Source organism: Herbaspirillum lusitanum P6-12 (assembly GCF_000256565.1).
In the GTDB taxonomy this organism is placed as follows: Bacteria; Pseudomonadota; Gammaproteobacteria; order Burkholderiales; family Burkholderiaceae_D; genus Herbaspirillum; species Herbaspirillum lusitanum.
Genome location: NZ_AJHH01000763.1, coordinates 1 through 3,655, shown reverse-complemented (window position 1 = coordinate 3,655; position 3,655 = coordinate 1). Strand labels below are relative to the sequence as shown.

The 3,655-nt window shown below is 62.4% G+C and carries 3 protein-coding genes; 1 reads left to right on the top strand and 2 read right to left on the bottom strand.

Going from position 1 to position 3,655, the window contains the following annotated elements:
• Positions 1-905: D-erythronate dehydrogenase (gene denD, locus HLUSI_RS0124635; protein WP_016836467.1), on the top strand; the 905-nt coding region annotated here is incomplete at its 5' end.
• Between the two features lie 125 nt (positions 906-1,030).
• Here denD and mmsB read toward each other — a convergent pair.
• A complete protein-coding gene (mmsB, locus tag HLUSI_RS0124630; protein ID WP_016836466.1) occupies positions 1,031-1,924 on the bottom strand; it encodes a 3-hydroxyisobutyrate dehydrogenase in 894 nt (297 codons plus the stop codon).
• Positions 1,925-1,957: 33 nt separating this feature from the next.
• Positions 1,958-3,466: a CoA-acylating methylmalonate-semialdehyde dehydrogenase gene (locus HLUSI_RS0124625; protein ID WP_016836465.1), complete on the bottom strand. Its 1,509-nt coding sequence runs from the start codon at positions 3,464-3,466 to the stop codon at positions 1,958-1,960.
• Between the last annotated feature and the right edge of the window lie 189 nt (positions 3,467-3,655).

The following is a 3,655-nucleotide window of genomic DNA, read 5'->3' as shown; positions in this document are numbered from 1 at the left end:
GTCAGCTGACCGGCAGCGACGGCAAGCAGCAAACCATCAGCCGCATCACCCTGCTCGACGTCGTCGCCGCACAAGGTTTCGACGATGCACGCATTGAAGCAGTGGTCGGCGACATTGCCGACGCTGCCGTGATCGAACGCGCCATCACCAGGGACACGCAATCGATCTTCCATCTGGCGGCCATCGTCAGCGGCCAGGCCGAAGCCGATTTCGAACTCGGCATGAAGATCAATTTCGACGCCACCCGCATCATCCTGGAACGCGCCCGCGCGCTCGGCACCAAGCCGCGCGTGGTCTTCACCAGCTCGGTGGCGGTGTTCGGCGGCGACCTGCCGGCGCAAGTTCCCGACAACGCGCTGCTGATGCCGCAAAGCTCTTACGGCGCACAAAAGGTGATGGGAGAATTGCTGATCAACGATTACAGCCGCAAGGACTACATCGACGGCCGCGCGCTGCGCATGCCGACCATTTCGGTGCGCCCCGGCGCCCCCAACAAGGCCGCATCGAGCTTCGCCAGCGGCATCATCCGCGAACCGCTCAACGGCCAGCCTTCGGTCTGCCCGGTCGCGCCCGACACGCGCATGTGGCTGATGTCGCCGCGCAAGGCCATCGACAACCTGATCCACGGTCACGAAATCAACGGCGCCGATCTCGGCCTGGCGCGCTTCCTGAGCATCGACGGCCTGTCGGTTTCCGTACGCCAGATGGTCGATGCGCTGGAGCAGGTTGCCGGCGCCGACGTCGTCAAGCTGATCGAATGGAAGGAAGACGAAGCCATCAAACGCATCGTCAACTCCTGGCCCGGCAGCTTTGAAGCCAAGCGCGCCAAGGCGCTGGGTTTCACTGCGGACAGCGATTTCGCCTCGATCGTGAAAGCCCACATCGAGGATGAAATGAAGAAGTGATCCTTCATTGCTTCTCATGAAGACGGCGTCGATAACGACGCGGATGAATCCGCGCTGAATTGGAGACTGCAAGTCGTGTCGTTTCCCCCGCCACGACTCCCGGTAAAGCAGCAACAACTCCCCCGTTACTTCGCCTTCGCCAGCATGTTGAACACGCTGGAAAAATCCAGTCCGCCGGACCCCGACTTGCTGTGGATGTCGTACAGATTGCGCGCCAATGCGCCCATCGGCACGCTGCTGCCGGTGGCCAGTGCGTTCTCCACGGCCAGGCCCAGGTCCTTGAGCATCAGGTCGACGCCGAAACCGCCGGCGTAGCCTTTCGATGCCGGCGCGTTTTCCATCACGCCGGGGCAAGGATTGTAGACTTCCAGCGTCCAGTTGCGGCCCGAACTCTTGGACATCACTTCCGACAGGACCTTGGGGTCCATGCCGTTGGCGATGCCGAGGCGGATCGCTTCGGAGGTGCCGATCATCAGGATGCCCAGCAACATGTTGTTGCACACCTTGACGGTCTGGCCGCTGCCGCTGGCGCCGGCGTGGTAGATCGCCTTGCCCATCTTTTCGAGATACGGCTTGGCGAGACCGAAGCCGTCGTCGGTGCCGCCGACCATGAAGGTCAGCGTGCCGGCGGTGGCGCCGCCGGTGCCGCCGGAGACCGGCGCATCCAGCATGGTGTAGCCTTTTTCCAGCGCGGCGGCGGCGACCATGCGGGCGCTTTCCGGAGCGATGGTCGAGCAGTCGATCAGCAAGGTGCCGGGCTTGATATTGGCCAGGATGCCCTTGTCGCCGAGGTAAATCGATTCGACGTGCTTGCTGGCCGGCAGCATGGTGATGACGACCTTGGCTTTGGCCACCGCAGCCATGGCGTCGGCTTCGGTGACGCCGCCGCTCTCGACCAGCTTGTCGACGCTGGCCTTGACCAGGTCATGCCCGCTGACCGAATAACCCGCCTTGACCAGGTTCTGCGCCATGGGCAAACCCATGTTGCCCAGGCCAATGAAAACGATATCGGCGCTCATGTTGTTCTCCTCTTGGTCGTTGTCTTTGGCTGCTTACTTCAGCGAGATCGTGGTGTTGACCTGGCCGGCTTCTTCATCCGGTGCATACCAGCGCGCCGTCACGGTCTTGGTCTGGGTCCAGAACAGCACCGCCTGCTTGCCGTTCGGGCCGAGGTCGCCGAGCTTGGACGCGCGCGAACCGGTGAAGCTGAAGTACGCCACTGGCACCGGAATCGGCACGTTGATACCGACCTGGCCGACGTCGATTTCGTTCTGGAACTTGCGCGCCGCCCAACCGGACGAAGTGAAGATCGAGGTGCCGTTGCCGTTCGGATTGGCATTGATGAAGGCGATGGCGTCGTCCAGGGTTTCGACTTCGACGATGCACATCGCCGGTCCGAAGATTTCCTGTTCGTAGATATCCATGCCGGCCTTGACGCCGGTGAACACGGTCGGGCCGACGAAGTTGCCGGACTCGTTGCCCGGCACCTTGCAGTTGCGGCCGTCGAGCAGCAGCTTGGCGCCCTGCTCCACGCCGACGCCGATCAGGCGCTCGACGCGTTCCTTGGCGGCCTTGGACACCAGCGGGCCGACATCGGCCTTGCGATCGCTGCCCGGACCGACTTTCATCGCCTTGGAGCGCTCGACGATTTCCGGGATCCATTCCTTGGTCTTGCCGACCAGGACCACCACCGAATTCGCCATGCAGCGTTGACCCGCGGCGCCGAATGCCGCGCCCAGCAGGTTGTTGATCGCTTGATCCTTGGGTGCGTCAGGCAGCACGATGCAGTGGTTCTTGGCGCCCATCATGCATTGTGCGCGCTTGCCGGCTTCGCTGGCGCGGCGGTAGATGTGGGTGCCGACGTTGGTCGAACCGATGAAGGACACGGCCTTGATGTCGGGATGGTCGCAGATCATGTTGGCCACTTCAGGACCGCCATGCACCACGTTCAGCACGCCCGGCGGCAAGCCGGCCTTGTTGGCCAGCTCGACCAGGAACAGCGACGAAGTCGGATCCTGTTCGGACGGCTTCAGCACGAAGGTGTTGCCGCAGGCGACCGAGATCGGGAACATGAAGCAAGGCAGCATCACCGGGAAGTTGAACGCGGTGATGCCGGCGCCTACGCCGATCGGCTGGTGAATGGTGTAGACGTCGACGCCGCCGGCCACGTTCTCGGCCAGCTCGCCCAGTTGCAGTGAGGTGATCGAGCAGGCGTGTTCGACCACTTCGAGGCCGCGCATGACTTCGCCCTCGGCGTCCGGCAGGGTCTTGCCGTGTTCGCGCGTGATCATCTCGGCCAGCGGTGCGATATTGTCGCGCAGCAGTTGCTGGAACTTGAGCATGATGCGCATACGCTGGGCCAGCGAAGTGTTGCGCCAGGTCTTGAACGCTTCCTTGGCATTGGCGACGGCGCGATCGACTTCCTCTTTGGTTGCGAACGGCACGCGTGCGACGACTTCCTGCGTGGCCGGATTGATCACGTCGCGCCATTCTTTCGAAGTCGACTGGACGTGTTCGCCGTTGATGTAGAGGGGAACGTTAGGAATGTTGGCTTGGCTCATGATGCATTTTCCATAGTGATGAAGAAGAAACGGGAGGTCGTATCAAACGCGCAGCGTAAGAACGCGGCTCCCGGAAAATTATTTGACCAGCGGGCAGGCGGCGTCCATCGGACGGAAGGCTTGTTGCGCGGGAATGGTCGACAGCAATTTCAGGTAATCCCAAGGCGCCTTCGATTCGGCCGGCGACTT